This window comes from Neorhizobium fuzhouense, from assembly GCF_042611105.1.
GTDB lineage: Bacteria > Pseudomonadota > Alphaproteobacteria > Rhizobiales > Rhizobiaceae > Neorhizobium > Neorhizobium galegae_A.
The window spans coordinates 325,363-348,506 of record NZ_JBHFFP010000002.1 but is presented as its reverse complement, the minus strand read 5'-3'; the positions used below and the strand labels follow the sequence as shown (position 1 = coordinate 348,506).

The 23,144-nt window shown below is 61.4% G+C and carries 25 protein-coding genes; 9 read left to right on the top strand and 16 right to left on the bottom strand.

Going from position 1 to position 23,144, the window contains the following annotated elements:
- Positions 1–176 precede the first annotated feature (176 nt).
- The 10 genes from pth to lgt all read right to left on the bottom strand — a co-directional run bounded on the left by pth (position 177) and on the right by lgt (position 11,932).
- Positions 177–908, bottom strand: coding sequence for an aminoacyl-tRNA hydrolase (gene pth / locus ACEXP3_RS05425; RefSeq protein ID WP_377296346.1), 732 nt, complete (start codon positions 906–908; stop codon positions 177–179).
- A 137-nt stretch (positions 909–1,045) separates the two neighbouring features.
- Entirely contained in the window at positions 1,046–1,765 is a 720-nt protein-coding gene (locus ACEXP3_RS05420) for a substrate-binding periplasmic protein (protein ID WP_377296345.1), read from the bottom strand.
- 43 nt (positions 1,766–1,808) lie between these two features.
- On the bottom strand, positions 1,809–4,184 hold the full coding sequence (locus tag ACEXP3_RS05415; RefSeq protein ID WP_210104442.1) for an EAL domain-containing protein: 2,376 nt from the start codon (positions 4,182–4,184) through the stop codon (positions 1,809–1,811).
- Between the two features lie 235 nt (positions 4,185–4,419).
- On the bottom strand, positions 4,420–5,019 hold the full coding sequence (locus tag ACEXP3_RS05410; protein WP_377296344.1) for a 50S ribosomal protein L25/general stress protein Ctc: 600 nt from the start codon (positions 5,017–5,019) through the stop codon (positions 4,420–4,422).
- Positions 5,020–5,281: 262 nt separating this feature from the next.
- Entirely contained in the window at positions 5,282–6,214 is a 933-nt protein-coding gene (locus ACEXP3_RS05405; protein ID WP_210104444.1) for a ribose-phosphate pyrophosphokinase, read from the bottom strand.
- 128 nt (positions 6,215–6,342) lie between these two features.
- Complete coding sequence (locus tag ACEXP3_RS05400) at positions 6,343–7,686, bottom strand: hypothetical protein (protein WP_377296343.1); 1,344 nt, start codon at positions 7,684–7,686, stop codon at positions 6,343–6,345.
- A 198-nt stretch (positions 7,687–7,884) separates the two neighbouring features.
- Positions 7,885–9,036: a M24 family metallopeptidase gene (locus ACEXP3_RS05395; protein WP_377296342.1), complete on the bottom strand. Its 1,152-nt coding sequence runs from the start codon at positions 9,034–9,036 to the stop codon at positions 7,885–7,887.
- A gap of 1 nt (position 9,037) precedes the next feature.
- Positions 9,038–9,823, bottom strand: coding sequence for a peptidoglycan editing factor PgeF (pgeF, locus tag ACEXP3_RS05390; protein ID WP_377296341.1), 786 nt, complete (start codon positions 9,821–9,823; stop codon positions 9,038–9,040).
- A 144-nt stretch (positions 9,824–9,967) separates the two neighbouring features.
- Complete coding sequence (locus tag ACEXP3_RS05385) at positions 9,968–11,071, bottom strand: class I SAM-dependent methyltransferase (RefSeq protein WP_377296340.1); 1,104 nt, start codon at positions 11,069–11,071, stop codon at positions 9,968–9,970.
- Positions 11,072–11,089: 18 nt separating this feature from the next.
- Positions 11,090–11,932, bottom strand: coding sequence for a prolipoprotein diacylglyceryl transferase (gene lgt, locus ACEXP3_RS05380; protein ID WP_377296339.1), 843 nt, complete (start codon positions 11,930–11,932; stop codon positions 11,090–11,092).
- 338 nt (positions 11,933–12,270) lie between these two features.
- Between lgt and ACEXP3_RS05375 the strand changes: the two genes are divergently transcribed.
- The 4 genes from ACEXP3_RS05375 (at position 12,271) to ACEXP3_RS05360 (ending at position 14,756) form a co-directional block, all read left to right on the top strand.
- Positions 12,271–12,531: an accessory factor UbiK family protein gene (locus ACEXP3_RS05375; protein WP_210104450.1), complete on the top strand. Its 261-nt coding sequence runs from the start codon at positions 12,271–12,273 to the stop codon at positions 12,529–12,531.
- A 533-nt stretch (positions 12,532–13,064) separates the two neighbouring features.
- Positions 13,065–13,565, top strand: a complete 501-nt coding sequence (locus ACEXP3_RS05370) for a type III secretion system chaperone family protein (RefSeq protein ID WP_210104451.1) — start codon at positions 13,065–13,067, stop codon at positions 13,563–13,565.
- On the top strand, positions 13,565–14,395 hold the full coding sequence (proC, locus tag ACEXP3_RS05365) for a pyrroline-5-carboxylate reductase (protein ID WP_377296338.1): 831 nt from the start codon (positions 13,565–13,567) through the stop codon (positions 14,393–14,395). Before ACEXP3_RS05370 ends, proC begins: the two co-directional genes overlap by 1 nt.
- A 19-nt stretch (positions 14,396–14,414) precedes the next feature.
- Positions 14,415–14,756 (top strand): tRNA-binding protein, encoded by a 342-nt coding sequence (locus ACEXP3_RS05360; RefSeq protein WP_377296337.1) that lies wholly within the window; start codon positions 14,415–14,417, stop codon positions 14,754–14,756.
- A gap of 45 nt (positions 14,757–14,801) precedes the next feature.
- On the opposite strand, the gene ACEXP3_RS05355 is transcribed toward ACEXP3_RS05360, so the two are convergent.
- The 3 genes from ACEXP3_RS05355 to ACEXP3_RS05345 all read right to left on the bottom strand — a co-directional run bounded on the left by ACEXP3_RS05355 (position 14,802) and on the right by ACEXP3_RS05345 (position 17,426).
- Positions 14,802–16,187 (bottom strand): ATP-binding protein, encoded by a 1,386-nt coding sequence (locus ACEXP3_RS05355; RefSeq protein ID WP_210104454.1) that lies wholly within the window; start codon positions 16,185–16,187, stop codon positions 14,802–14,804.
- Positions 16,188–16,251: 64 nt separating this feature from the next.
- Positions 16,252–16,956 (bottom strand): response regulator, encoded by a 705-nt coding sequence (locus ACEXP3_RS05350; RefSeq protein WP_210104455.1) that lies wholly within the window; start codon positions 16,954–16,956, stop codon positions 16,252–16,254.
- Between the two features lie 2 nt (positions 16,957–16,958).
- Entirely contained in the window at positions 16,959–17,426 is a 468-nt protein-coding gene (locus ACEXP3_RS05345; protein ID WP_210104456.1) for a MarR family winged helix-turn-helix transcriptional regulator, read from the bottom strand.
- 356 nt (positions 17,427–17,782) lie between these two features.
- Here ACEXP3_RS05345 and ACEXP3_RS05340 point away from each other — a divergent pair, with 356 nt between their 5' ends.
- On the top strand, positions 17,783–17,965 hold the full coding sequence (locus ACEXP3_RS05340; RefSeq protein WP_377296336.1) for a hypothetical protein: 183 nt from the start codon (positions 17,783–17,785) through the stop codon (positions 17,963–17,965).
- A gap of 72 nt (positions 17,966–18,037) precedes the next feature.
- Positions 18,038–18,685 carry an MBL fold metallo-hydrolase gene (locus ACEXP3_RS05335; protein WP_377296335.1) on the top strand — a complete coding sequence of 216 codons (648 nt, stop codon included), beginning with the start codon at positions 18,038–18,040 and terminating at the stop codon, positions 18,683–18,685.
- A gap of 187 nt (positions 18,686–18,872) precedes the next feature.
- On the opposite strand, the gene ACEXP3_RS05330 is transcribed toward ACEXP3_RS05335, so the two are convergent.
- From ACEXP3_RS05330 to ACEXP3_RS05320, 3 genes are all read right to left on the bottom strand, one after another.
- The gene (locus ACEXP3_RS05330) at positions 18,873–19,088 is read right to left on the bottom strand and encodes a cold-shock protein (protein WP_003494703.1); all 216 of its coding nucleotides are present in this window, start codon (positions 19,086–19,088) and stop codon (positions 18,873–18,875) included.
- 410 nt (positions 19,089–19,498) lie between these two features.
- Positions 19,499–20,407 (bottom strand): DMT family transporter, encoded by a 909-nt coding sequence (locus tag ACEXP3_RS05325; RefSeq protein ID WP_377296334.1) that lies wholly within the window; start codon positions 20,405–20,407, stop codon positions 19,499–19,501.
- A 119-nt stretch (positions 20,408–20,526) separates the two neighbouring features.
- Positions 20,527–20,859 carry a hypothetical protein gene (locus ACEXP3_RS05320; RefSeq protein WP_210104460.1) on the bottom strand — a complete coding sequence of 111 codons (333 nt, stop codon included), beginning with the start codon at positions 20,857–20,859 and terminating at the stop codon, positions 20,527–20,529.
- A gap of 312 nt (positions 20,860–21,171) precedes the next feature.
- Here ACEXP3_RS05320 and ACEXP3_RS05315 point away from each other — a divergent pair, with 312 nt between their 5' ends.
- The 3 genes from ACEXP3_RS05315 (at position 21,172) to ACEXP3_RS05305 (ending at position 23,122) form a co-directional block, all read left to right on the top strand.
- The gene (locus tag ACEXP3_RS05315) at positions 21,172–22,374 is read left to right on the top strand and encodes a pyridoxal phosphate-dependent aminotransferase (protein ID WP_377296333.1); all 1,203 of its coding nucleotides are present in this window, start codon (positions 21,172–21,174) and stop codon (positions 22,372–22,374) included.
- A gap of 98 nt (positions 22,375–22,472) precedes the next feature.
- The gene (locus tag ACEXP3_RS05310; protein WP_377296332.1) at positions 22,473–22,733 is read left to right on the top strand and encodes a type II toxin-antitoxin system Phd/YefM family antitoxin; all 261 of its coding nucleotides are present in this window, start codon (positions 22,473–22,475) and stop codon (positions 22,731–22,733) included.
- Positions 22,733–23,122: a type II toxin-antitoxin system VapC family toxin gene (locus tag ACEXP3_RS05305; protein ID WP_377296331.1), complete on the top strand. Its 390-nt coding sequence runs from the start codon at positions 22,733–22,735 to the stop codon at positions 23,120–23,122. The genes ACEXP3_RS05310 and ACEXP3_RS05305 overlap by 1 nt, the downstream gene beginning before the upstream one ends.
- Positions 23,123–23,144: the final 22 nt, after the last annotated feature.

The window sequence follows — 23,144 nt, the reverse complement described above, 5'->3', positions numbered from 1 at the left end:
AGGCTGTAAACGTATGGCTTCAACATAAGCTCTATTGGCGAGACTTCAAGGAAAATTGCGCGCTGATACTGCATTGCCGCGATTTATACGCCGGAGGTCTGCGCAGAGACCGCGCTACAGGGCGTCCGACCGGCACCGGTTGCCGCGCAGCGCGGCCAAGTTCGCGGCGTGCAGCGTCATTCCTTGTCCTTGGCGCCGAACATCTTCTTCAACATGTCGGCCATGGGGCCGGTTGTCGGCAGGGCCTTCGGCTGGGCAAAATTGCGGGCGGCGCGGATATGCGATTGGCCGCCACCCGGCTTTTCCGGCTTCTTTGCCGTCTTCGGCTCCTCGTCCGGCTTGGCGCCGACGGCGAGCGCCAGCTTGTTCATCAGCTGCGAATCCTCGGCCCTCACCAGCATCTCGGCATTGTCGGCAAGTGTGTCGAGCAGCGGATCGAGCCAGACGCGGTCTGACTTGGCGAAATCGCCGAGCACATGGTTCTGCACCTGTTCCTTGGAGCCCGGATGGCCGATGCCGAGCCGCAGGCGGCGGTACTCGCGCCCGCAATGGGCATCGAGCGATTTCACGCCATTATGGCCGCCATGGCCGCCGCCGGTCTTGATGCGCGCCTTGCCCGGCACAAGATCCAGCTCGTCATAGATGGCGATGATCTGCTGCGGCCCGAGCTTGTAGAAGCGCATGGCTTCGCCGACGGCTTCGCCGGACAGGTTCATGAAGGTTTGCGGCTTGATCAGCAGCACCTTTTCGGAAGCCAGTTCCCCTTCTGAAATCTCCGCCTTGAACTTTTTCGACCAGGGCGAAAAGCCGGGCCGGCGCTGGATGGCATCCACGGCCATGAAACCGATATTGTGGCGGTTGCCGGAATATTTGGAGCCTGGATTGCCAAGGCCAGCGATGATGAGCATCTGAGACTTCTCCTCGACGCGCTGTCCGTTTGAACACGGTGCCGGTGGCTCTGGTCGCCGACCGACTGCGCGGACGTTTGGGACCGCGAAACGGGCATGAAGTCAAGCCTTTTTGGCAGGATCACCGACACTTGGCATCAGTGCACCAATTCGACACCGTAGGCGCGGTAGATCCTGTCGACCGTGCCATTGGCCTTCAGCCGGTCGAGGGCGGTCTGCATACGGACGATCAGCGCGTTGGCGACCGATTTGTTGCAGGCGATGGCCAGTTCCTGCTGTGACAGTTCCACCACCGGCTCGATCGGCTGCTGTTCTTTGAGGAGTTTCTGGATGACAGGCTGGGACATCGGCATGAGGTCTATGCGTCCGCCCAGGAGCTTGGCAAGGGTGAGATCGAAGCTGGCGCTGAGATCAATCCCGGTAAATCCCTTCTGCTGGAGAAGGGCTTCCGTGTAGTCGTCCCGTTGGGTTCCGATCCGGTAGGATTTGGCCGCAGCAAGATTTGGCACATGGACAGCGCTTCCGGCGCGGCGCACGAGGCTGTTGCGGTCCATCTGCATGGGGCCCACCCATTTGAAGCGGTTCTCGCGCTCCGGGGTTCTCGCCGTTGCAAAGACGCAGTGATCCGCCTGTGTCTCGGCAAGCGCCAGCGCGCGTGCCCAGGGCAGCACTTCAATGGTGAAGTGCATGTCCGACCCGGCTTCCATCATCATCCGGCTGACCTGCTCGACGCCGGCGCCGGCGGGCACGCCGTCCTTGAGAAAACTGAAGGGCGGGTAGGATTCCGTGGTGAAGGCAATGCTTGCAGCACAAGCCGGACTGCCCACCATGCAGATGATTGCGATCAGAAACCTCATGCCGCGTCCCCCGGAGTGCCTCTCGCGCGTCCTCAGTATGACCTCATCCCGTCAGGCTTTCCAGTGGCGCTGCAGAGCGGGAAAGATCCGTCATCAGGTCGTCGATACTGCGCGGTAAAGAGAAGAGAAAGCCCTGCGCGCAATCGACGCCGATCTGTTTCAAAAGCTCGTGCTGGCGACGTGTTTCAACGCCTTCGGCAATCACCGTGCAGTTCATCTTGTGCGATATGGCGCTGATCCCTTCGATGAGCATGCGGTTCTTTTGCCCGATTTCGGAGGCCTCCTTGCCGATGGAGCGGATAAAGGATTGGTCGATCTTGACGATGTCGACCGGAAAACGGCTCATGTAGCTCAAGGACGAATAGCCCGTGCCGAAATCATCGAGCGCGATGCGGCAGCCAAAGGCGTGGATCTCGTCCAGGACCTTTCGCACCTCCGGATCATCATGCATCAGCACGGCTTCGGTGATTTCCAGCACCAGCCGATGCGGCAGGATGGCATGGCGGGCAATGAGCGCCGCCAGGCGCGCAGGCAGGCTGGGCTCGAACTGCAGTGGCGAGAAATTCACCGCCACATAGGCCTCGTCCATGCCGGGCATGGCGGAAAGTCGCGCCAGATTGGACAGCGCATCCTCAAGGATCAGACTGCCGATCTGGTTGATGGATCCAGTTTCCTCCGCCACCTCAATAATGCTGGAGGGAGATAGCAGGCCCTTGCGCGGATGGCGCAGACGCATCAAGGCTTCGAAGCCGACGATCTGGCGCGTCGTCACGTCAACGATCGGCTGGAAATGCGATTCAAACCAGTTGGCCGAGAGGGCAACCGCAATGTCGCTTTCGATTTCCGCCCGTTCGCGCGCCCTGTCCAGAATGGCTTCGTTATAGACGACGGCGCCGTTCTTGCCCTCGCGCTTGCGGGTGTACATGGCCATGTCGGATTTCTGAAGCAGTTCGGCGGCAAAGCGGGCATGGCGGGGATAAAAGGCAAGGCCGATGCTGGCGCTGAGGCGCACGGCCGTTCCATCCGCCTGAAACGGCATGTCGAACAGATCGACGATCTTCTGGCAGATGTCGCGTGCCCGCTCTTCGGCGCCGATGCCTGTGATCAGCAAGGCGAATTCATCGCCTCCGAGACGCGCCGCCACGTCATGCGCCTTGATCAGCGGGGCGATGCGCTCTGCAAACTGGCACAGCACGCCATCACCCACCGCATGGCCGAGCGTGTCGTTGATGGACTTGAACCGGTCGAGATCGATGAACAGGCAGGCGATTTCCGATCGCGTCGCGTCGGCTTCGACGATCTTTTCGTCCAGCACCGCCTCGAAACCCTGGCGGTTCAAAAGACCGGTCAAGTGATCGGAGATGGCCTGGCGCCGGTTGCGCTGTTCGGACTGCTTCAGTTCAGTGACGTCGGTCATCACGCTGAGCGAGGTCGGCATGTCGCTGCCGGACGAGCGCAGCTCCGTCTCGAGGATCAGCACGTCCATCACGCGCCCGTCGGCACAGCGAAACCCGACGGTCACTTCGCAGGCGGCACTGCTCGGGCGCATCTGCTGCTTGCGTGCCCGGTAGCGCGCGCGGTCGGCAGCCACGATCAGATCGATGAACGGGGTGCCGAGCACGTCCGCGCGCGCATAGCCGGTGGCCAGCAGCCAGTAATCGCTGACCGCCCAGATCATGTCGTCACCGTTCAGCGAAAACAGCATGGCCGGTGTCAGGTTGTAGGTTTCCGTCGTCTGCTGGTGGGCGCGCTTCAGTTCGTGCTCCTCGCGCTCCAGCTCGATCTGCATCTCGTTGAAGCTTTGCGCCAGCCGTCCTATCTCGTCGGTGGAACGCCAATCGACATGATGGCGCGAGCCGAGCCGGCGGGTGGCCTCGATGGCGGCCGTCAGCCGCATCAGCGGCCGGATCACCATGATGCGGTTGCCGAGAATGGCTGTGACGAAAACCGTGATAATGGCGACCGTGAAAATGGAAATGAACGCGATTTCCATGGCGCTCAGCGAAGAAAACAGCCCGAGCTTGGTATAGTAGATGGTGAGCGTGCCGACCTCTTGCAGTCCATCGGCCGAACGGTACTGGATCGTCTGCATCGCCTTGGTCAACGGCTCGTCGCCGTCTTTAAGGTTGCTCTCCGTCACGTCCAGTTTGCCGAGCGTATCGCTGACCTGAACAACCCGAATGCCCGGTTCGCCGATCAGTTGTGAGGTCACCAGGCGAATGCTGTCGAGATCGAGATCCCAGAGTGGTTTGCTGAGCGCCTGCGCATTGACGTTCAGGCGAATATCGACGCGCTCCCTCAGGCTCTGTGTCGCCTGCTGTGAAGACAGGACGAGAAAGAGCGTAAAGAGCGGCGCGACGACGATCAGAAGAGCGCCGGAAATAATCGCAATAAAACGACTTTCGACCGAATGGCGCATCGATCTGACTGGCGCTCCCGTTTCTTTCTCGAATGTCGGCTTATACCTGCCGAGCGGCCATGCTTCCATTCATTGATTAAGCAATCTTGAAGCGAGACTAGCAGAAACCGACAGGGTGTTGCGAGATTTGTCTACTGTCGGGATGCTGATCGAGGAGAGTAACAGACCTGCTTCAACGTAAAAACCCGCCCTCGTGAGAAGGCGGGTTCGAACGAATGCCGGTGAAGCGCGAGGCTTACTCGGCAGCGCCTTCTTCTTCGGACGTGCCGCCAGCCGGAGCAACGATCGTGGCGATGGTGAAATCGCGATCGGTGATCGTCGGCGTTGCGTCCTTCGGCAGCTTGACAGCCGAAATGTGGATGCTGTCGCCGATCTTGAAGCCGTCGAGGTCGACCGTGATGAATTCCGGAATGTCGTTGGCCGGGCAGGTCATTTCGACTTCGTGGCGAACGATGTTCAGAACGCCGCCGATCTTGATGCCGGACTTTTCTTCATTGATGAAGTGAACCGGAACGTCAACCGTGACCTGGCTGTCTGCGGAGACGCGCAGGAAATCGACGTGCATGGTGAAGTCGCGGACGGGATCGAGCTGGTAATCCTTCGGCAGAACGGAGATCTTTTCGCCGTTGTACACGATGGTGGCGACGGTGGTCATGAAACCGCCGGCGTGGATGCGCTTCGTGACCTCGTTGGTCGACAGAGCGATGGAAATCGGGGCCTGCTTGTCACCATAGATGACAGCGGGGATGAAACCGTTGCGGCGAAGTTCACGGGAGGACCCCTTACCAACCCGTTCGCGCGCCTCGGCCTTGAGCTCGTAAGATGCGTGGCTCATGGCTATTCCTTTCGAGGTTATTTGGAGAACCCGTCGACGGCGCTTTGGCCATACAGCGGGTCGGAAGGGCATCGTCCGATGCGCTTCATCCGCGTTGCCTCCAAGGGTGTCTACGCGGACGAGGGGGCCTATAGACCAAGTGGCGCGGGCTGGCAAGCAAAAGCCTTGCAAACGGGCTATTTCCACCCTTTGACCATGCCCTTCAAATGAAAACGCCGCCTCAGGCGGCGGCGTCTTTCTGAATGCATTGGGAAGCGTCGGGTCAGTCGAACAGACTGGAGACCGATTCCTCGAGCGCCGTGCGGTTGATGGCCTCGCCGAGGAGGCCGGCGGTGGAGACGACACGGATATTGGGAGCCGACTGGACGGCCGTCGTCGGCTGGATCGAGTCGGTGATGACGAGTTCGCGCAGCTTCGAGGAGGATACGCGCGCAACCGCGCCGCCCGACAGAACGCCATGGGTGATATAGGCCGTCACGCTGGTCGCGCCGTTCTTCAAAAGCGCCTCGGCGGCATTGCAGAGCGTTCCGCCGGAATCGACGATGTCATCGATCAGCAGACAGTCCTTGCCGGTCACATCCCCGATGACGTTCATCACCTCGGATTCGCCGGCCCGTTCGCGCCGCTTGTCGACGATGGCAAGCTGCGTGTCGAGGCGCTTGGCAAGCGAGCGGGCGCGCACCACGCCGCCGACATCGGGCGACACGACCATGACGTTCTTCAGGTCGTAATGTTCGCGCACGTCGCGGGCGAGGATCGGCACCGCATAGAGGTTGTCTGTGGGAATATCGAAGAAGCCCTGGATCTGGCCGGCATGCAGGTCGAGGGTGAGAACACGGTCGGCACCGGCTTCGGTGATCAGATTGGCCACCAGCTTGGCCGAGATCGGTGTCCGGGGGCCGGCCTTGCGGTCCTGGCGGGCGTAGCCGAAGTAGGGAAGAACGGCCGTGATGCGCCGCGCCGACGAGCGGCGGAAGGCATCGATCATGATCAGCAGTTCCATCAGATGGTCATTGGCCGGGAACGAGGTGGACTGCACGACGAAGACATCTTCGCCACGCACGTTCTCCTGGATCTCGACGAAAATTTCCTGGTCTGCGAACCGTTTGACGGTGGCTTTGCCAAGAGGCACATTAAGATAGGAACAGATCGCGTCGGCGAGGTGCCGGTTCGAATTCCCTGCGAAAACCTTCATTGGGGTCCGCCTGTTGTCACGCTGGATGCGGCCTTTTACCGTTGCCACACCCGAATGCAAGACTGAACGACCGCCATCAAGCACTTTTTGTGAACGGTGTGTGCAGTTGCTGCCGCATCCTGTTCCATTCAGGTGGTTCGTGTCCCCTGCCATTGCCGGTAGGCGGCGATGGTGTCCTGTGCGATCGTCTGCAGGGTTTTGCCGGGAACGGCAGCCCAGAGGTCGCCGCCGGCATAGGCGATATCCTGTTTCCCCTGGATGCGGTGCAGGCGCTCGCCCGTCCCGTCCAGCACATCCCAGACATAGGAGATGGTCACGCCGTCGCCGTTTCGAAAGGCTGCCAGATAGCCTTTCAGGAAGTGGCCGCCATTGTTTGCACTGGACGCCTTGATGACGATGCCGCCGGCACGCGCCGCATTGGCAAGATGACGCGACAGGGGCGTGACGATCGTCGTCGGTGCCCCGATGATCGGCAGGAAGCGGATCGTGTTGCGCGAGGGCTCACCCAGCGATGCCGTGTCAGTCCCCGTCCGGGTCGCCGTTTGCCGGGTCGCTGGACGCGTCGGCTTTGCGGCGGATGCCTGGCGGCCTGCGGCCACGGGTGACGCACGTTTTTCAGGCAGGGGCGCAGAGGCAACCGGCGAGCGCCGCCCCTGATCAACAGCCTTGGCTTGCGCGTCGAGCGTGTTCGGCGCAATCGGCGCGTGGGTTTGTGACGTATAGGCGTTCCTCTGCGCCGGTGGCGGCAGAGGCGCACTCTGCACCGTTCCGGACGTCAAGCGGCCGGTTGGCGGACTGAGGGCGGGTGTGCTGGCCGTCGAGAGCGTCGTGTTCGTCCGGCGACTGGTGCCGACGGGATCGGGATTGCTGTAGCTGCTATACGCAGAGCTTGACCGGCCATCATAGGCGCCACCGCCGCCGTCGCTTGGGCTGCCATAGGTATTGGACTGTGGCGGATACGGGTAGGCCTGGGCCGGATAGGCCGGAGCCGTGTAAGGTTGCGGCCGATAGGCCGGATAGGGCTGCGCTGGCGGGTAGGGCTGGTAGATCTCGGCGGGGTAGCCCGATCCGGGATAGGCCTGGGCCGGATAGGCTTGCGGGGGATAGGGCTGCGGCTGCGGGTAATATTGGTTCGGGGCCGCGTTCCAGCCGTTCGGATAGTTTGCCGGCTGCCCGTAAGCTCTTCCGTCATAGCCGCCATAAGTCGGACGGGGGCCGTAACCGGCGGGCGCGCCATAGGGGGCGGGATTGCCGGGCGCATTCCAGTTGGGCGCAGCGCCGTAATAGCCTGGAACGCCGCCGGTGGCGACGTCGTCGTAGCGGCCATACAGGCGTGGATCGCGATAGGGCTGGCTGGCATAGGTTTGCCGGGAGCCAGCGCGATAGGCGGTGTTGCGCCGCACAGTATCGCCATCGCGCGTGTAAGCATAGCGCCCGTAGGAGGAATGCCCGACATCCGCCCGGGGCACCATACGGCGAGAATCGCTGCAGCCTATACATAGCAACGCCATGGAAACCGCGATGGTGCGCGGTCCAAACCGTTGCAAATTCCTCATGATATCACTCCCCCTCGAATGTACTGCCCCTTTATCTTTAGGGGAATTATTTGGGGGGAGTCAATATTTTCGATATTTAGCTTTTGTATTACTCAAGTAGATCTGAGTCTTTGTCTATTTTACAAGCAGGTCCAGATTGTGCCTGGAAAGTGTGCGTGGTGCTTCTTGCGTGGTGAGATAAGTATGGCCAAGTGACATGGCCGCGCCACTGTCGGAATCCATGATGATCATGTGCACGAAGAGCGACATGTCGGGCAGGATTTCCTGCGGATTTCCGACATGGAACATCTGGTGCTCCATCCAGGAGGGCGAGAAACGCGCGCCGAGCGAATAGCCGCAGGCGTTGAGGCGATGGCGGGTGAGGCCGCGGTCATCGATGATGCGGGCGTGTGTATCGAACACGTCGCCGAAGGTATGGCCCGGGCGCAGCACCTCCTCGATGGCAAGAATGGTCTCGCGGCAGGCATTGTAGAGTTCGCGGTGGCGGGTGGTCGGTTCGCCGATCAGCACCGTGCGCATCATGGCGGCATGGTAATGGGCGCTGGTACCGGCCCATTCGAGCGTCAGCTGATCCTGCGCGTCCAGCGTCCGGCGTCCTGCCTTGTAGCGGCAAAGCAGTGCGTCGGCGCCGGAGCCGATGATGAATTCGTTGGCCGGATAATCGCCGCCGCCGGTAAAAATCGCCCCCTGCATCGCCGCCAGGATGTCGGCCTCGCTGCCACCGGCCGAAATCAGCGGCAGGGCAGCGTCGAGCGCATCATCGGCAAGTGCTGCTGCGCGCTCGACATAGGCGATTTCCGCCGGGCTTTTCACCAGGCGCAGGCGGCTGACCACGTAGGAGGCATCGATCATGTCGCCGAAGGTGGAGAGCTGGTTGTCGAGAAGCCGGGCAACCCGGCCGGTCATGCCATGCGTGTCGTATTCCACGCCGATACGGCAGCCGAGCAGGTCCATTTCCGAGAGCAGGTTCTTCAGGTCGGCGGTCGGATCGGCATTCACGCGGTCGACCCAGACGCTGATATTGTCGAGGATCGAGGTGTGGCGCGCCTGGCGCAGGTCCGCCGAGCGGGTGATCAGCGACATCGTGCCGTCTGCCTTCACCACCAGGCACTGGAAGAAACAGTAGCCGAAGGTGTCGTAGCCGGTCAGCCAGTACATGCTTTCCTGGGCAAACAGCAGCATGGCGTCGAGCTTTTCCGCCTCCATGGCGGCAAGCAGGCGCTCCAGCCGGGCGGCGTATTCGCTGCGTTCGAAATGCAGGGCCATGTCATTCCTCCATGATTGCGATGGCCGATATCTGGCGTCCGTAATCCGGTTCGCCGGCATGGGTGGTGCGGCGATAGGAAAAGAAGCGTTCAGAATCGGGATAGGTGTCCAGATCGAGGTTTTCCGCCGCAATGCCGGCCTCTAGCAGGCGCCGCGTGGTAAACCCCGGCAGATCGAACTGGTAATGCCCTTCTTTCCCCGAGGGAGTGAAGAAAGCGACAAAGCCCTTGTCCTCATCGACGAAACGGGCAAAAAAATCCGGGCCGACCTCATAGCTTGCCTTGGCAATCGAGGGGCCGAGGCAGGCGAGAATGTTTTTCCGCTCGGCACCGAGGGCAATCATCGCGGCAATGGTATTGTCCGCGACACCAAACAGCGCGCCCTTCCAGCCGGCATGGGCGGCACCCACGACCCGGTTCTTCGGATCGGCAAACAGGATGGGGCCGCAATCGGCCGCAAGCACGCCCAAAACGATGCCGGGCGTTGCCGTGACCAGGGCATCGGCGCTCGGGCGCTCGCCGGCATAGGCGGCGTCGACCGTCACCACATCGGGCGAGTGCACCTGGTTGACGGTCGCGAGGCGCTCCGGCGGCTGGCCGAAATAGGCCGCCACCCGCCGGCGGTTCTCGATCACGTCGTCGCGGCTGTCACGCGAGCCGAGCCCGACATTGAGGCCGGCATAGAGACCGGAGGAAACACCGCCCTGACGCGTGAAGAAGCCGTGGCGGATGCCGCTTTCGGCGTTCCTTTTCAGCAAAGGGCTTTCGATCGGCGCTGGATCCTGCATGTGCTGTTCGTCTGTCCGTTCTGGAGGGTGGATGAGGCGGCAGGCATGCCGGCTTGGCGACGTGCGCCTTGCACGCGCCTGCTTCGTTGTCGCGGCGAAATGTGGACCGGCGGCGAGCGCGATGTCAACCGCCGAGCGGCAGCGTCAGTCGCGCACCGGACGAAAGGGCGCAAGCGTCACGGTCGGGCTGGAGACGGCCATCACCTTGAAAAGCTCGCCCATCCGGCCTTCACCGGCATTGGCGAGCCGGTCGACGGCAAGCGCAATCGCCCGCTGTTCCGCCTCGCTCTTGTTGCGGGCAAGGGCTGACGCACGCTCGGAAAGGCCGAGGCCGTACAGAAAGTCGCCCTGATGCAGACAACCGTTGATGCGGATGCCAGCAACGCGTGCAACGCGTGCCAGATCCTCGAAGTCCACATGGCTCGTCAGGTCCGCATCGCCGGGATGGGCAAGCGGCGGGTCGTAGTCGTGGCGCAGCACGGCCTGCAGCGTGTCGCCGAAATTCGTCACCATATGACCATAGTCGATGATGAGGGCGGTGCCGCCTTCCTTCTTCAGCCGCTCGCACAGCGTGCTCATCACGGCCTGTCGCGCCGGCGACACCTCGAAGATCACGCCGTTGCGCTCCGATCCGTGCGAAGCGGGCAGGAGGGCGGGATCGAGCGAGGCAACGCCGATGCCGAAGGACAATTCATCGTCCGCATCGAGCCCCACCATCCGCTCGCGAAAGCCGGTCGGGGTCTTCACGAACTGGCGGATGGGAATGGCGTCGAACAGTTCGTTTGCGGCAATCAGCGTGAAGCCGGCCGGCACATCCTCGAAGGCCGCATGCCAGGTGATCTTGGCGGAATAGGCTTCGAGCGTGACGCGCTGGACGCCGCGCAGCCGGTCGCTGGTTTCCACTAGATGGACGGAGAGTGCTTCGTGCAGGGCGGGCGCGAGCTTTGCGATGACGCGCAGCATGTCGAGCATCATCGTGCCGCGGCCGGGACCGATTTCCACGAGATTGACCGGGGAGGGCGCGCCGTGCTGCTGCCAGGCATGCACCATGAAAATGCCGAGCATCTCGCCGAACAGCTGGCTGATCTCGGGTGCCGTGACGAAATCGCCATGGCGGCCGAAGGGTTCGCGCGTCCTGTAATAGCCGTGGTCGGGATCTGCCAGGCACAGGGCAAAGTAATCCGTCACGCTGATCGGGCCATTGGCCCGGATGAGATTCTTGATCTTGTCTGCAAGTGGCGTGGTCATGGAAGCCTCGTCCTCGCGTCAGGGATTTGCGGCGGCGCGCCGACCGCGCCAGATGGAAACCACGCCGACGAGCAGCATGGGAAGTGACAGTACCATGCCCATGGTCAGCCAGCCAAAGGCGAGATAGCCAAGCTGCGGATCCGGCTCGCGGAAGAATTCGACAAAAATGCGCGACAGCGCATATCCGCAGACGAAGACGCCGCAGACGACACCGGGGCTGCGCAGCGCCTTCAGGCCATGCGTCATCAAACGCAGGATGATCAACAGCAGGACACCTTCCAGCAGCGCTTCATAAAGCTGGCTCGGATGGCGGGCAAACGGGCCGCCGGTCGGAAAGACAACGGCCCAGGGCACGTCGCTGATCCGGCCCCACAGCTCGCCATTGATGAAATTGGCGATGCGGCCGAAGAACAGGCCGAAGGGGGCAACGGTGGCCACCAGATCGAACAGGCTCCAGACGGCAATGCCGTTGCGGCGGGCAAACAGGATCATGGCGATCGTCGTGCCGATCAGCCCGCCATGGAAGGACATGCCGCCGTTCCAGATTTCAAGCGCGCGGATGGGATTTTCGACAACGGCCGGAAGGTCGTAGAACAGGATATAGCCGATGCGGCCACCCAGCACGATGCCGGCTGCCACCCAGACGAGGAAGTCGTCGAGCTTCTCCTTCGATGTCGGCGCCACGCCCGCAGGCCACAGATCCGGCCGCGATACCAGCGCGCGCGCATAGTACCAGCCGAGAAAGATGCCGGCGACATAAGCCAGTCCATACCAGTGAACCGAAAGCGGACCGATGGAAAAAGCAATCGGATCGATGTTCGGAAATGGCATGATGGCGAGGAAAGATGATGCTGAATACAAGTTTAACGTCCCTCGGCCGATGTGCCGTATCGAGCGGGAACATGACTTTCCGCCTTCAGCCGGTCAAGGCCTATCTGGTTTTCTGATTGAACCATATGCTCGAAAAACACAACAAAACCACTATACTAGATTGAATTCGGGCCATGGCCGCCAAAAGGCTTCGATGATCCCGTCGCGGCCCGGCACAAGGTGATGGCCCTCATGTCTTCGTCGGCGAAGTGGGACGAATTGCGGCGACGGGCGCGAATCTCCTTGCAAGGAGGCATGCCACATCCTACCTCGTCAGGAGCTAAGAGACAGGTCGCCGCGCTGCGGCGCATCAACGGGAGATCAAGGCAATGTCGACCGGAACGAACCGCATGATGGATGAATTCGCGCGGCTGATGACCGATGCCGCAGGCGCGGCCCAAGGCGTGCGGCGCGAAGTGGAAACCGCTTTCCAGGCCCAGGCCGAACGGTTTCTCAACAGCATGGATCTCGTGCGCCGTGAGGAATTCGACGTGGTGCGCGAAATGGCGATCAAGGCGCGGGATGAAAACGATGCGTTGAAGGCGCGTCTCGATGCGCTGGAAGCAAAGCTTTCCGCAAGCAACAGCTGATGTTGGTGCGAGAGAATGTCCGGTAAAGCCGGATCAGACGTTATTCTCTCCATTGTTTCTACGCAGTCCGGACGCAAAGCCGCGAACGCACTTTTAGTTCGGACATGCTCTCGTCTACGGCAATACCACGCGGTGCTTCGCAAACGAGGCGCCGCGTTTTCTTTTTGGGCTTGACGGCTTTCCTAAAAAGTTTGTCCCGAGATTTTTACAGCCTGTGGACACAGCCGAAAAACTCTGCCGGCAGAGTCGCTTAACCGCACAGGCTGATGCCGCGAACGAAGCGTCCGTGTGAGTCGTCCCCGCAAAAACGGGGTGCGGGGGCTGGTGCTGGGACTCGCTGCCTATACACTGATTTTAAATGATGATTCGAAACGACGACCGCACGATCCGCAGGCTCACGACGATGAGCCGGCCGGTGCGGCAGGCGCCAAGAACATCGATGAAGTTGGTTTTCCGGGTTCGTGTCCGCGTTCATCCGTCGTGTTTTGAGAAAAGCATGCATGTCGCTTTCATTCCGGTTGAGAAGGTGCCGTATGAGCCTCTTAGAGATGCAGATTGAACGTCATTCGAACCCGGTTGACATGATCGAGTTCGTCGCAGCCTCCAATGACTGGACGTTCGAGCGATCGGGGGAGGACGAGATTGCCATGACGGTGGCCGGTCACTGGACCGATTACCACGTGTCCTTCTCCTGGATGGAGGAGTTCGAAGCCCTGCATCTGGCCTGCGCCTTCGATCTGAAAGTGTCCGACCAGCGCACCAACGAGGTCATCCGCCTGCTGTCGCACGTCAATGGTCAGGTGCTGATGGGGCATTTCGATCTCTGGCGCCAGGAGGACGTGGTGATCTTCCGCCAGTCGCTGCTTCTGGCCGGCGGTGCCGAGCCGAACAACCAGCAGGTCGAAGTTCTGCTGTCGAGCGCGCTCGAAGCCTGCGAAACCTATTACCAGGCCTTCCAGTTCGTTGTCTGGTCCGGCATGGAAGCCAAGGCCGCCATGGATGCGGTGCTGTTCGAAACCGTGGGTGAATGCTGATGTCTGCTGCTGTCTCTGACGTCTCGTCGTCCCGGGTAGTCCTGGTCGGTGCGGGCAACATGGGCGGCGCCATGCTGTCGGGCTGGCTGAAGAACGGCGTGCCGGGCGCGTCCGTGCTCGTCATCGATCCGGGTACGTCGGAGGCGATGAAGGCGCAGATCGAGGCCGCCGGTGCCCGCCATGAAACGGCCGCACCTGCCGATGTAAAGGCCGGCATCCTGTTTCTTGCCGTCAAGCCGCAGGTGATGGAGGCGGTTCTGCCTAAGCTTTCCGCGCTGGTCGGGCCGGAGACGGTGGTCGTCTCGGTTGCCGCCGGCAAGACGCTCGCCTTCCTGCAAGGCTATCTCGGCGACGGTGCCATGGTGCGCGCCATGCCCAACACGCCGGCGATGATCGGCCGTGGGGTGACCGGCGCCTATGGCAATGACAAGGTGTCCGAGGCGCAGCGCACCGCCGTCCACGACCTTCTGAAGGTCAGCGGCCCAGTGGAGTGGGTGGCGCGCGAGAGCGATATCGATGCGGTGACCGCCGTTTCCGGCAGCGGACCGGCCTATGTGTTCTATCTGGTGGAATGCATGGCGGAGGCCGGCCGCAAGCTCGGTCTGCCCGAAGACCTGGCCATGCGGCTTGCGCGCGAAACCGTATCCGGTGCCGGCGAATTGCTGAACCGCTCTGCCGACACGGCCGCACGGCTTCGTCAGAACGTCACCTCGCCGGGCGGCACGACGGCGGCAGCGCTTGCCGTCCTGATGGCGGAGCATGGCATGCAGCCGTTGTTCGACACGGCGCTTGAAGCTGCGCGCGCCCGCGCCGAAGAACTGGGTCGCTGATTTTTCCGGGGAGATGACGATGGCGGGCGAGATCACCTTTGCCGATTTCGAAAAGGTCGATATCCGCGTCGGCACCATTGTCGAGGCGGAAGAATTTCCCGAGGCGCGAAAGCCCGCCTACAAGCTGAAGATCGATTTCGGCGCCGAGATCGGCGTCAAGCGTTCATCGGCGCAGATCACCGTGCATTATAAGCCCGAGACGCTGATCGGCCGTCAGGTGCTGGGCGTCGTCAACTTTCCGCCCCGCCAGATCGGGCCTGTGCGCTCGGAGGTTCTGACGCTCGGCTTTGCCGATGAGAACGGTGATATCGTGCTTGCCGCCGTCGAGCGGCCGGTCCCGAACGGCATGAAGATGATGTGAGGCGGCCTCGGCGCCTTGTAAGCGCCGGCCGGATCTGCTCACGGATTATGCCGGCACGCGCACCACCGCACGCAATCCCCCTGACGGGCTGTCGCCCAGTGTCACATTGCCGCCATGGGCACGCGCGATGTCGCGGGCAATGGCAAGGCCCAAGCCGGTGCCGGAGGCATCGAGATTGCGCGCCTCGTCCAGCCGGTAGAAGGGCTTGAACACGTCTTCGCGGGATTGTTCGGGGATGCCGGGGCCATCGTCGTCGAAGGTGAGCGTCAGCCATTTGGCATTGTGGCGCGCCTCCACATGCAGGCTGTCTGCATAACGGCGGGCATTGGAGGCGAGATTGCCGACGAGGCGCATGAAGGCGCCGGGACGGACCGACAGGAGATCCTCGCCCTCGACCCGGTAGGTCATGCTCTTGCCGTGCAGCTCGAAATCGGCGCGCATCTTTTCCAGCAGTTCGCTGAGCTTCAACTGGCCGAAATCCTCGGCCGCTTCATTGCGGGCAAAGGCGAGATAGCCTTCCAGCATGCTCTGCATGTCGTCGATGTCGGTTCCCATGCCGGCGAGATCAGGATTGTCGCCGGCAAGCGCCAGCTGCAGCTTGAAGCGGGTGAGGATGGTGCGCAGGTCGTGGCTGATGCCGGTCAACATGGCGGTGCGCTGCTCCATCTGCCGCTCGATGCGTTCCCGCATCTGGATGAAGGCAATGCCGGCCCGGCGGATTTCGTCGGCGCCGCGCGGCACGAAGGGTGTCGGCATCTTCTGGCCCTTGCCGAAACTTTCGGCCGCATCGGCAAGCGCCAGGATCGGGCGGATCTGGCCGCGCAGGAAGAGGATCGATATGCCGATCAGGAGCAGCGCGGTGCCGAACATCCAGACGAGGAAGATATGGGTGTTCGAGGCATAGGTCTGGTTGCGGATGGTAAAGACGCGCAAGACCTTGTCGCCCAGCTGGATGCGGATCTCCACAAGCCGGCTGTCGCCCACCGTATCGATCCAGAAGGGCAGGCGGATCTGCTGGTTGATCTGGTCGGCGAGGATATCGTCGAGGATCGAGAAGAACGGCTTTGGCCGCGGCGGTGGCAATTGCCCACCCGGTTCGACGGAAATGTTGAGCGACAGCGTGTCGCGGGCGATGCGAATGATCTGCTGGTAATCGTCCTCAGGCTGCGGATAGGTGCGGATCACCTCGATGATGGCGGCAATGTCGCGCGTGACGGCCTGCGACAGGCGCTCCGTCACCAGCCGCCAGTGGCGCTCCATGAAGACGGCGGCCACCACGGTCTGCAGGAGAAGCATGGGGATGATGACGATGAGCACCGAGCGCAGGTAAAGCCCGCTCGGCATGCGCCGTTTCAGCCAGCGGCCGAGCGGGATCCAGCCCGGCGGCTTCACCCTGCCGATATCGCGCCCGATCCTGTCGAAAATCGCCATGCTGTCTCTCTCGGGCAGCGCTGCCGCCGCCGGTTGCGGGCAGCCCTTGAAAAAGGCTGCGACCTCAATCGATGCTCAGACGGTACCCGATGCCGCGCACGGTTTGAAGGTAGATGGGGTTTGCCGGATCGTCCTCGATCTTGCGGCGCAGCCGGTTGATCTGCACGTCGATGGTGCGCTCGCCGACTTCGGCATCGTCGCCGATCAGTTCGTGGCGTGGAATGGTGTCGCCGGCCTTCAGCGCAAACATCAGCATGATGTCCTGCTCGCGGTCGGTGAGGCGAATGGTTTCGGCCGCCCGCCGCAGTTCTTTCTTGGCAATCGAAAAGGTGAAGGGGCCGAACATCACCTGATCGATCTTCGGCGCATCCGGATTGCTGTTGCGGCGCAGGATATTGTTGATGCGCAGCACTAGTTCGCGCGGATCGAACGGTTTAGGCAGATAGTCGTCGGCGCCGGCCTGCAGCCCCTCGATGCGCGATTCGGCTTCGGCGCGTGCCGTCAGCAGAATGATCGGGATCGCCCGCTTTTCCCTCAGCGACTGGGTGAGCGAGATGCCGGTTTCGCCCGGCATCATCACGTCGAGGATAATGAGATCGAAATCCAGCCCCTCCAGCTTGCGCCGCGCTTCGGCCGCATCGCTTGCGCCGGTCACGCGAAAGCCCTGCTCCCGCAGATAGCGGTGCAGGAGGTCGCGGATGCGGGTGTCGTCATCCACCACCAAAAGGTGGGCCGCATCGTCGAGCAACGCTACAGGGTTGTTCCCCATCTTCAATCCACCTCGTTTTCGACAGGTTTGAGCCCTTCGGCGCGGCCGCGCATCAGGCGCAGGAACCGGATGACGCCCTCGCGCTGCTCCGCTGTCAGGTCGCCAAGCGCTGCCGATATGCGGCTTGATTGCGGCTCCGACAGGGCAAGCGCCAGTTCCCGCCCGGCAAGCGTGGGATAGAGCCGGCGCTGCCGGCGATCCTTGGCGCCGGCCATCTGGCGGATATAGCCGCTGTCGATCAGCTGCTTCAGCACGCGCGCCAGGCTCTGCTTGGTAATCTGCAGCGTATCGAGCAGATCCGTCACCATCATCCCCGGCTGCCGGCAGACGAAATAGACCACGCGGTGATGGGCGCGCCCCATGCCGATCTTTTCCAAAATCGCGTCGGGATCGGAAATGAAGTCGCGATAGGCAAAGAAAAACAGCTCGATGGTTTCGAAGTCGATCTTGCTTTCATCGACAGCAGGCATCGGCGGCTGGACCTTTTTCAGGGCTTTCCCAGACGAGACCGGTGGCACCAGGCGTTCCTCTTCGAGTGGCGGTGGGACGGGCAGGGGAGGTGCAGCCTCTTGGCCCAACCGCACCGACCGCCGACCGCGACGTGTTTCATGCTGATTTGATAAAGCCCGAAGCGGCTCAACAATCAACATCAATATGTGTGCTCAACGCGCATCATCCCACGCAAACATTGTGCAGGGCTGGCCCGCTGCGCTTTGTCGGCCACAAAGAAGACGCAAGTGCTGCAGAAAGACAAAATCAGCTGCGGCCACACGGAACCTTTATCGCCGATCCCCGTTCCGAGCCGCAGGGAAACAGGAAGTATAACATGAGCTTATCCACCATCGATGGGACAGTGCCGAGCAAGAGCCCGATCTCCCTCTCGCATCCGCTGCGCCCGGTTCTCGTCACCGTTTTCGCGCTGAAATTTGCCGTTGCAAGCCTGCTGGTCGCCAGTGCCTGCCTTGCGCCCTCCGTCAGTGCCGAAAGCCGTTATTCCGTCTCGGATTGATTTTGTCGGCTGTCTGCGGCAGGCAGGGCGGGTATAGTGATCTATCCTTCATCACCAACCTGACGAGGCTTCATGGGCATGCTTCAAGCCGGTATCATTCCGGTTACTCCCTTCCAGCAGAATTGCACGCTTCTCTTTGATGCCGACACGAAGCAGGGTGTCGTGGTCGATCCGGGCGGCGATGTCGACCGGATCATCGAGGTTGCCGCGCAACAAAGCGTGACGATCACCGAAATCTGGATCACCCACGGTCATATCGATCACGCCGGCGGTGCAGACGAGTTGCGCGAGAAGACCGGTGCCTCCGTTATCGGCCCCCATGCCGACGACAAGCCGCTGCTGGAGGTGCTCGATACGCGCGGGGCTGCCTTCGGTTATACGGTTCCGGCGCGCAAGCTGGTGCCCGACCAGTTTCTGAACGAAGGCGACGTCGTGGCGCTCGGAGATCATCGCTTCGATGTGCTGCACTGCCCGGGCCATGCGCCGGGTCATGTGATCTTCGTCAACCGCGACATGAATTTCACCATCATGGGTGACGTTCTGTTCAACGGCTCGATCGGCCGTACCGACCTGCCGGGCGGCAATCACCAGCAACTGCTCGACAGCATCCGCGACAAGGTTCTGCCGCTTGGCGACGAGATGGGCTTCATCTGCGGTCATGGGCCGGGAAGCCGCGTCGGCGACGAACGCCGCAGCAACCCCTTCCTCCAGGGCCTGTAGGTCCCTCCGCACCCGGCGTTGAGCCACGGATGCCATTCGGCCAGATCGAGTGTTGTAAGCCAGCGTCAAAAGTCCAGCGTTGCCGCCTCTGCGGCACCGCAGACGAACATCGCAAGTGCAGATGTAAGACAAAAAAACCCGGCATTCCTGCCGGGCTTCAACTCGAAGTAAAAAACCGTAACGAGGCTTAGCCGGCAATCTGCAGATTGACTGCCTTGGGGCCTTTGCCGCGACGATCCGGTTCCGTGTCGAAGCTTACTTTCTGATTTTCCGAAAGTCCGGACAGGCCGGAAGCCTGTACCGCAGAGATATGGACGAAGATATCTGCTCCACCATTGTCTGGCTTGATAAAGCCGAAGCCCTTGTCCGTATTGAAGAATTTTACAGTGCCAGTTTCGGCCATGCATCAGGTCCTTTTTCCTCTGTCCGTGTTCAGCGGCGGACAGCATCACGATATTTGCCCATGAAGGGCAGGCGGCAGGCATTTCGAAATGGCGGAAAGGGGCCCGTATTTACCGCGGGAAACAAAGAAAAGATCGTCATGATCCTTGCCCAATCCCCCGCCCGGAAGTTTTGGCGCTTCCGAAACGCTTCATTATAGCTCTTCCCATGCTCGCAAACTGCCCGAACCGACACAGATTGCTGCGTTTGACACAAATTGGCAAGAAAAAGTTTTCTGGCACCGAGGGGTGATGCCAAACGCCTGTTTCGGACTTGCATAAAATGTGGGTCATCCGTTGCTTCGGAGGGAAAAAGGCCCGCAACTTCAATCGTCTCGCGGTTTTCCGGCCGCAAGCGCAGGCTCTCAAATTCTCAGCTGCGCGTCGATTGAAGGCGGGCGTTCCGGCGCCGATTGAGGAGTTCCGGCACAAGTTCGACGATCAGCATGGCCGCAAAGATCAATCCGCAGCCGAGATAGCCAAGCGGCGGCAAGGTTTCATCGAGCAGCAGGGCACCGAAAAACGCGCCGAACAGAGCTTCCGACGACAGGAAAATGGCGGCCTGCGGCGCCGTCGTGTGGCGCTGGCCAATGACCTGCAGCACGAAGGCAAGCCCCGAGGAAATCAGGCCGACATAGAGAATTTCGGCAAGTGCGCCCCCGACAGCATCCAGGGAGACCGGCTCCACTGCAATACCGATCATCAGCGATACGATAGCGCAGACGGCAAACTGCGTGGCAGACAGTGCCAGTGGCCGTTCGGAGCGGCTGACGAAGTGGCCGGCGAGCACGATCTGCAGCCCCCAGAAGGCTGCGCAGGCAATGCTCCAGAGATCGCCGGTGGACACGGCCTGGATATTGCCGCCACTCAGCAGGAAAATGCCGATGAGCGCCAGCAGCGCCACCGGCCAGACGATCCAGTGCGGAAAGCGCTGGAAGATGACGATCGAGATGACCGGCACGAAGACGACGTAGAGCCCGGTCAAAAAGCTCGAATTGGTGACGGTGGTGGTCTGCAGGCCGATCTGCTGGGTGATGGCGCCGCCGAACAGAGCCAGACCGACGAGGAGGAAGCCGCCCATATGCCGGCGTTCCGGTCGACTGCCGATCCGGCGGGCCTCGAGCACGGCAAAGGGCAGAACAGCAAGGGCTGCGATGGCAAACCGCAGACCGACGAACCAGAAGGGCCCGATCGTCGCCATGGCGGTGGATTGCGCGACGAACCCGCCGCCCCAGATGGCGGCCGCAAGAAGAAGCACAAGGTTCGCCTGCAATCGCGTCATGTCGAGATCCGTGAAAGATGAGCCGCGCGGCCTTGACCGCAGCGGCTGCCTATCAGGTGGTTCGGGCAGGCTCAAGCTTGTGGACGAAAATGCTTTCGTAAGGGGGCGTCAGACGGTTCTTAGGAATGGTGGATACGACGGCCATCGCTCTTGCCGCTGCGGTTCGTGGAGAGGCCACGAAAGCTCAACCGCCAGAGGCCGGCGGCGGCGACGCAGAAGACCAGGGTCAAGGCGCCGAAAATGAGCCGCTGATCGCCGGCAGCATCGCTTTGCAGGAGAAGTTGCGGCGTGACGACCTGCGACAGGGAGGAGATGTCCTGCGCACGCGCGGTGCCGACCAGCGCCAGCATCATCAGGATGCAGGCCGCAAGCGCCGTCCCGGCAACCCACAAACTGCCGCTCAGGCGGCGTGTCCGGATGCGGGCGGTTGCCTCTTCGTCGTCCAGAAACATGGGTGGTCCTCTCACGGCATCGTCGATGGTGTGAGAAGACCCGGCGAAAGCGACGCCACAACGACAGGATTGCGGCAGTCACCGGCAATTACTGTGGCGAAAACAAGGCGTTACGCCGGACGTGCGGATGGTTGCCGCATGCTGCCCCGGCGGGCATTGAAATGACAGGTAAATTCGCCGCGTGGCAACCGTTGCAAGAAAGACGCAAGTGCCGGCTTTTCGGCCTTGAAACAGGCGGCTTTCTTCGACATAGAACCTGACGGCAAAGCCGAGCCGGCCTGCCGTTTTCAACAGCTTCAGGACATTCCCATCATGGCCTTTCTTGCCGATGCACTTTCCCGCGTAAAGCCGTCCGCCACCATTGCCGTTTCGCAGAAAGCCCGCGAACTGAAAGCCAAGGGCCGCGACGTGATCGGGCTCGGTGCCGGCGAACCGGATTTTGACACGCCGGACAATGTCAAGCAGGCGGCCATCGAGGCGATCAACCGGGGCGAAACCAAGTACACGCCGGTCTCGGGCATCCCGCAGCTGCGCGAGGCGATTGCCAAGAAGTTCAAGCGCGAGAACAATCTCGATTACACGGCCGCCCAGACGATTGTCGGCACCGGCGGGAAGCAGATCCTGTTCAACGCCTTCATGGCGACGTTGAACCCGGGCGATGAAGTGATCATCCCGGCGCCTTACTGGGTGTCCTATCCGGAAATGGTTGCGTTGTGCGGTGGCACGCCGGTCATCGTGTCTGCCACGCAGGAGAACAATTTCAAGCTGCAGCCGGCAGATCTCGAAAAGGCGATCACCGACAAGACCAAGTGGTTCATCTTCAACTCGCCGTCCAACCCGTCGGGTGCGGCCTATAGCCATGACGAGCTGAAGGCGCTGACCGACGTGCTCGTCAAGTATCCGCATGTCTGGGTTCTCACCGACGACATGTACGAGCACCTGACCTTCGGCGATTTCAAGTTCGTGACGCCGGTGGAAGTGGAGCCGACGCTCTATGACCGCACGCTGACCATGAACGGCGTGTCGAAAGCCTATGCGATGACCGGCTGGCGTATCGGCTATGCGGCAGGCCCGCTCGAGCTGATCAAGGCGATGGACATGATCCAGGGCCAGCAGACGTCGGGTGCCTCATCGATTGCCCAGTGGGCAGCTGTCGAAGCCCTGAACGGCCCGCAGGATTTCGTGGCCAAGAACAAGGCGATCTTCGAAGGCCGCCGCGACCTCGTCGTCTCCATGCTCAACCAAGCCAAGGGCATTTCCTGCCCGAACCCGGAAGGCGCCTTCTATGTCTATCCCTCCTGCAAGGGGCTGATCGGCAAGACCGCTCCCTCGGGCAAGGTCATCGAGACGGACGAGGATTTCGTGACCGAGCTTCTGGAAACCGAAGGTGTTGCCGTCGTCCACGGCTCGGCCTTCGGCCTTGGCCCCAACTTCCGCATTTCCTACGCCACTTCGGAAGACCTGCTGGAAGAAGCCTGCCGCCGCATCCAGCGCTTCTGCAACAACTGCAAGTAAGCGCGTCGTCCGAGGACTTTTAACGAAGGGCTTGCCAGTGATGGCAGGCCCTTTTCTTCTTCATTGACGGTGATATGTCGCGGGCGTATGTTTTTGACATGAAGACCGTTTCTATTCGCGAAGTCCGGGACCGTTTCGACGAATTTGCCCAGGATGTGGAGCAGGGCGAGACTGTGACCGTAACGCGCGACGGAAAGCCGGTGTTTGACATCGTTCCGCACCGCAGGAGACCCGGTATCGATTTGGAGGCTGGCGAAGCCTACCTGCGGTCCAAAGGCATCGTTCGTACGAAGGGCTTCATCTCGGACGACTTCGACGATCCCCTGCCGGAAGATTTTCTGCTTAGACCGCTGCCCTGATGGCAAGATTGCTGCTCGACACACATTTTGTGCTGGCGGCAGCGGACGGCGTGATGGCCGAGAAGTTCCCTCGGTTTTACGCAACGGTTGTCAGCAGTGTCGGAGAGGTTTTCGTCAGTACCGCCAGTCTTTGGGAAATGGCCATCAAGACACGGATTGGAAAACTGGCGCCCCCCTTGCCCCTCAACGAAATTCCGGCCTATCTCGAAGCGGCGGGTTTTATTCTCATGGGTATCGAGGTCGAACACGTTCTGACCGCCGCCCATCCCGAACCGCCCACCCGCGATCCCTTTGATCGGCTTCTGCTTGCCCAGGCGCAGGTTGAAAAGCTGCAACTCGTCACCATCGACCGCGCGCTTGTGGGTCATCCGCTGGCGTTCCGGCTCTGAGCCATTGCCGAAACGCCGAGGG